Genomic DNA, 6,000 nt, shown 5'->3' on the forward strand with positions numbered 1-6,000 from the left:
GAAAGGGATGAGCAGGCAAAGAAGAAGATGCGTTTTATGCAACGTTCTAAAGACTCCTTAGCTAAATGGTTAAGCGCGATCCTCCCCGTGGTCATTGTTGGGCTGGTAGGGTTGTTTGCGGTGACGGTGATTCGCGATTATGGGCGCGAGACTGCCGCCGCCAGACAAACGCTGCTGGAAAAAGGCAGTGTACTTATTCGCGCTCTTGAATCCGGCTCGCGCGTCGGCATGGGGATGCGCATGCATCATGCGCAGCAGCAGGCCTTACTGGAAGAAATGGCCGGGCAGCCTGGAGTACGTTGGTTTGCGGTCACGGATGAACAAGGAACAATCGTGATGCATAGCAACTCCGGCATGGTGGGAAAACAGCTTTATTCCCCGCAGGAAATGCAGCAGTTACATCCGGAAGATGAAGAAGCGTGGCGGCGGATCGATAGCGCAGACGGTGAGCCTGTTCTGGAAATTTATCGCCAGTTTCAACCGATGTTTGCTGCTGGAATGCACCGGATGCGCCATATGCAGCAGTATGCCGCGACACCACAAGCAATTTTCATCGCTTTCGACGCCAGTAATATTGTGAGTGCCGAAGATCGTGAGCAGAGAAACACCCTGATTATCCTCTTCGCCCTGGCGACGGTCTTGCTGGCAAGCGTATTGTCATTCTTCTGGTATCGCCGCTATCTGCGCTCGCGCCAGCTTCTACAAGATGAAATGAAGCGCAAAGAGAAGCTGGTGGCGCTGGGGCATCTTGCGGCAGGCGTTGCCCACGAAATCCGTAACCCACTTTCCTCGATTAAAGGACTGGCGAAATACTTTGCCGAGCGCGCGCCTGCAGGGGGAGAAGCGCATCAACTGGCGCAGGTGATGGCGAAAGAGGCCGACCGTTTAAACCGCGTGGTAAGCGAGTTGCTGGAACTGGTTAAGCCAACGCATCTGGCTTTGCAGGCGGTGGATCTCAACACGCTGATTAACCACTCATTACAGCTGGTAAGCCAGGATGCAAACAGCCGGGAGATCCAGTTATGCTTTACCGCCAACGACACATTACCGGAAATTCAGGCCGATCCGGACAGGCTGACTCAGGTCCTGTTGAATCTCTATCTCAATGCTATTCTGGCGATTGGTCAGCATGGCGTGATTAGCGTGACGGCCAGCGAAAGCGGCGCGGGCGTGAAAATCAGCGTTACCGACAGCGGTAAGGGAATTGCGGCAGATCAGCTTGAAGCCATCTTCACTCCGTACTTCACCACCAAAGCCGAAGGCACCGGATTGGGGCTGGCGGTCGTGCATAATATTGTTGAACAACACGGTGGTACAATTCAGGTCGCAAGCCAGGAGGGAAAAGGCTCAACGTTCACCCTCTGGCTTCCGGTCAATATTACGCGTAAGGACCCACAAGGATGACGCACGATAATATCGATATTCTGGTGGTGGATGATGACATTAGCCACTGCACTATTTTGCAGGCTTTACTGCGCGGCTGGGGCTATAACGTCGCGCTGGCGAACAGCGGGCGACAGGCGCTGGAGCAGGTGCGGGAACAGGTTTTTGATCTTGTGCTTTGCGATGTGCGAATGGCGGAGATGGACGGCATCGCCACGCTGAAAGAGATCAAAGCGTTAAACCCGGCAATTCCGGTGCTGATTATGACTGCGTACTCCAGCGTCGAGACGGCGGTAGAGGCACTGAAAACTGGGGCGCTGGATTATCTCATCAAGCCGCTGGATTTCGATAACCTACAGGCGACGCTGGAAAAGGCGCTCGCGCATACGCACAGTATTGATGCTGAAACACCTGCGGTGACTGCCAGCCAGTTCGGTATGGTCGGTAAAAGCCCGGCGATGCAACACCTGCTCAGTGAAATCGCCCTCGTCGCGCCATCGGAAGCCACGGTGCTGATCCACGGCGATTCCGGCACCGGTAAAGAGCTGGTCGCCAGGGCGATTCACGCCAGTAGCGCACGTAGCGAAAAACCGCTGGTAACGCTCAACTGTGCGGCACTTAACGAATCCTTGCTGGAATCTGAATTGTTCGGTCACGAAAAAGGGGCGTTTACTGGAGCCGATAAACGCCGGGAAGGGCGCTTTGTTGAGGCGGACGGCGGCACGCTGTTTCTCGATGAAATTGGCGATATCTCGCCGATGATGCAGGTGCGTCTGCTGCGTGCGATTCAGGAGCGCGAAGTTCAGCGTGTCGGTAGCAACCAGACTATCTCGGTTGATGTCCGGCTGATTGCGGCGACCCATCGCGATCTTGCCGCAGAGGTGAATGCCGGGCGTTTTCGCCAGGATCTCTACTATCGCCTGAATGTGGTGGCGATTGAAGTACCATCGCTGCGGCAACGGCGGGAAGATATCCCTCTGCTGGCTGGCCATTTTCTTCAGCGCTTTGCCGAGCGTAATCGCAAGGCGGTAAAAGGCTTTACGCCACAGGCGATGGATTTGCTGATCCACTACGACTGGCCGGGAAATATTCGTGAACTGGAAAACGCGGTGGAACGGGCGGTAGTGCTGCTGACCGGGGAATATATTTCCGAACGCGAGCTGCCGCTGGCGATTGCCGGTACGCCGATCCCGCTGGGGCAAAGTCAGGATATTCAGCCGCTGGTGGAAGTCGAAAAAGAAGTGATTCTGGCGGCACTGGAGAAAACGGGCGGCAACAAAACCGAAGCCGCCCGTCAGTTAGGGATCACGCGCAAAACGCTATTGGCAAAACTGTCGCGTTAGTTCTGCTCGCGTTCGATGGCGCGCCAACCGATATCTTTCCGGCAGAAGCAATCATCCCAGTGGATATCGGTCATTAAGGCGTAGGCGCGTTTCTGCGCTTCTGCCACGGTATGACCCAGCGCGGTGACGCACAGTACGCGCCCGCCGCTGGTTACCACCTGCTCGTCATCCGCCAGTTTCGTGCCCGCGTGGAACACTTTGCCGTCAGCCACTTCTTCCAGCGGCAGGCCGTGGATCACATCGCCGGTGCGGTAATCGCCCGGATATCCACCCGCAGCCATCACCACGCCGAGAGAAGCACGTTCATCCCACTCTGACGTTTTCTCGTCCAGTTTGCCTTCACAGGCCGCCAGGCAGAGCTCAACCAGATCGGACTTCATGCGCAGCATAATCGGCTGGGTTTCCGGATCGCCAAAGCGGCAGTTAAATTCAATAACCTTCGGATTGCCCTGTTTGTCGATCATCAGGCCCGCGTAGAGAAAACCGGTGTAGGTGTTGCCTTCCGCCGCCATGCCTTTCACGGTTGGCCAGATAATACGTTCCATGGTGCGCTGATGAACTTCATCGGTTACTACCGGCGCGGGGGAGTAAGCGCCCATCCCGCCCGTGTTTGGTCCGGTATCTTTATCGCCTACGCGTTTGTGATCCTGGCTGGTAGCCATCGGCAGCACATGCTCGCCGTCCACCATCACGATAAAGCTCGCTTCTTCGCCATCGAGGAACTCTTCGATAACGATGCGATGACCCGCGTCGCCAAAAGCGTTGCCCGCCAGCATATCGTGAACAGCCGCTTCCGCTTCTTCCAGCGTCATCGCCACGATAACGCCTTTCCCGGCAGCCAGACCGTCCGCTTTAATGACGATTGGCGCGCCTTTCTCACGCAGATACGCCAGCGCAGGTTCTACCTCGGTGAAGTTCTGGTATTCCGCCGTAGGGATCTTATGGCGGGCCAGGAAATCTTTGGTAAACGCTTTTGAGCCTTCCAGTTGGGCCGCACCTGCGGTTGGGCCGAAGATTTTCAGCCCGGCGGCGCGGAAGGTATCGACCACGCCTTTCACCAGCGGCGCTTCCGGGCCGACGATGGTCAGATCAATCTTTTCGTTTTGTGCGAAATCCAACAGCGCCGGGATATCGGTCACGCCGATAGCAACGTTTTGCAGCGCGGGTTCCAGCGCAGTGCCTGCATTACCCGGAGCAACAAAAACAGTCTCAACCAGCGGCGACTGGGCCGCTTTCCAGGCCAGCGCGTGCTCGCGCCCGCCGTTACCAATCACTAATACTTTCATCTATTGCTCCATTAATGGCGGAAGTGGCGCATGTCGGTGAAGAGCATCGCAATACCGTGCTCGTCGGCGGCGGCAATCACTTCGTCATCACGGATGGAACCGCCTGGCTGGATTACGCAGGTCACGCCCGCAGCGGCGGCGGCATCAATACCGTCGCGGAACGGGAAGAACGCGTCAGAAGCCATCGAGGAACCTTTCACTTCCAGGCCTTCATCGGCAGCTTTAATACCGGCGATTTTCGCGGAGTACACGCGGCTCATCTGGCCCGCGCCAATACCGATGGTCATATTGTTTTTGGCATAGACGATAGCATTGGATTTCACGAACTTCGCCACTTTCCAGCAGAACAGCGCATCACGCAGTTCCTGTTCGGTCGGCTGACGTTGGGTGACGACGCGCAGTTCTTCCGCACCGACCATCCCCAGGTCACGATCCTGAACCAGCAGACCGCCGTTCACGCGTTTGAAATCAAGACCCGGAACACGCTCGCCCCACTGACCGCAGGTCAGAACGCGTACGTTCTGCTTGGCGGCGGTGATTGTCAGGGCTTCTTCGCTGGCGGAAGGCGCAATAATCACTTCGACAAACTGACGAGAAATGATGGCCTGTGCGGTTTCCGCATCCAGCTCGCGGTTAAAGGCAATGATGCCGCCGAATGCGGAGGTCGGGTCGGTTTTGTACGCGCGATCGTAAGCATCAAGAATGGAATTGCCGATAGCCACGCCGCAAGGGTTGGCGTGCTTCACAATCACACATGCCGGCTCGGCGAACTCTTTCACGCACTCCAGCGCCGCATCGGTATCGGCGATGTTGTTATAAGAGAGGGCTTTACCCTGAACCTGGGTTGCGGTAGCAACGGAGGCTTCTTTCACATTCTCTTCTATATAGAAGGCAGCCTGCTGGTGGCTGTTCTCGCCGTAACGCATATCCTGCTTCTTAATGAAGTTCAGGTTCAGCGTGCGTGGGAAGCGACCGGCGGCTTCTTTGCTTTCACCGTGGTAAGCCGGAACCATGCTGCCGAAGTAGTTGGCAATCATGCTGTCGTAGGCGGCAGTGTGTTCGAAGGCTTTGATGGCGAGGTCGAAACGGGTTGCAAGCGTCAGCGATCCTTCGTTGTCATCCATCTCTTTAATAATGGCGTCGTAGTCGCTGCTCTTCACCACGATTGCGACATCTTTATGGTTCTTGGCGGCGGAGCGCACCATCGTTGGGCCGCCGATATCGATGTTCTCAACCGCATCTTCCAGCGAGCAACCTTCACGGGCCACGGTCTGGGCGAACGGATACAGGTTAACAACCACCATATCGATAGGCTGGATCTGATGTTCTTCCATAATGGCATCGTCCTGGCCGCGACGGCCCAGAATGCCACCATGTACTTTCGGATGCAGGGTCTTCACGCGTCCATCCATCATCTCCGGGAAACCGGTGTAATCGGAAACTTCGGTTACCGGCAGACCTTTTTCTGCTAACAGACGGGCAGTGCCCCCTGTAGACAGCAGCTCCACACCGCGTGCGGAAAGTGCCTGGGCGAATTCGACGATACCGGCTTTGTCAGAAACACTGAGCAGAGCGCGGCGGACTGGACGACGTTGTTGCATGGTAAATCCCCTGGATTTGACTATTACAGAGAGCGTTAGCTGAATTTTTCGCGAAAAACTCAGCTAACGCCCCTAACGGGGCATCTTTATTTTTCGCCCGCATTGTAACGAAAACGTTTGCGCAACGCTCGCGAATTTTTCTCTTTCAATGGTGATCACAATTTTGACAGTGGTTACCGTGGGAAAAATACAGAAATTACATTGATGATTGTGGATAACTCTGTGCGTAAAAAGGTATAAAGCGGGGTTTTGCTGGGGAATGCAGCAGTCAGTCATTTTTCTGCAATTTTTCTATTGCGGCCTGCGGAGAACTCCCTATAATGCGCCTCCATCGACACGGCGGATGTGAATCACTTCACACAAACAGCCGGTTCGGTTGAAGAGAAA

4 protein-coding genes are annotated in these 6,000 nt (G+C 55.6%); 2 read left to right on the top strand and 2 right to left on the bottom strand.

Features of this window, described 5'->3' with window-relative positions; all coding sequences use genetic code 11:
• Positions 1–27: 27 nt before the first annotated feature.
• Together zraS and zraR are read left to right on the top strand one after the other, a co-directional pair.
• Complete coding sequence (gene zraS, locus OQV04_RS16575) at positions 28–1,404, top strand: two-component system sensor histidine kinase ZraS (RefSeq protein ID WP_032281688.1); 1,377 nt, start codon at positions 28–30, stop codon at positions 1,402–1,404.
• Positions 1,401–2,726, top strand: a complete 1,326-nt coding sequence (gene zraR / locus OQV04_RS16580; RefSeq protein ID WP_000148506.1) for a sigma-54-dependent response regulator transcription factor ZraR — start codon at positions 1,401–1,403, stop codon at positions 2,724–2,726. Before zraS ends, zraR begins: the two co-directional genes overlap by 4 nt.
• Here zraR and purD read toward each other — a convergent pair.
• Positions 2,723–4,012 (bottom strand): phosphoribosylamine--glycine ligase, encoded by a 1,290-nt coding sequence (purD, locus tag OQV04_RS16585; protein WP_000866806.1) that lies wholly within the window; start codon positions 4,010–4,012, stop codon positions 2,723–2,725. The genes zraR and purD overlap by 4 nt on opposite strands.
• 11 nt (positions 4,013–4,023) lie before the next feature.
• Positions 4,024–5,613, bottom strand: a complete 1,590-nt coding sequence (purH, locus tag OQV04_RS16590; RefSeq protein ID WP_032281686.1) for a bifunctional phosphoribosylaminoimidazolecarboxamide formyltransferase/IMP cyclohydrolase — start codon at positions 5,611–5,613, stop codon at positions 4,024–4,026.
• Positions 5,614–6,000: the final 387 nt, after the last annotated feature.

The sequence above is a fragment of the Escherichia sp. Lx600-2 genome (assembly GCF_036662595.1).
GTDB lineage: Bacteria > Pseudomonadota > Gammaproteobacteria > Enterobacterales > Enterobacteriaceae > Escherichia > Escherichia coli.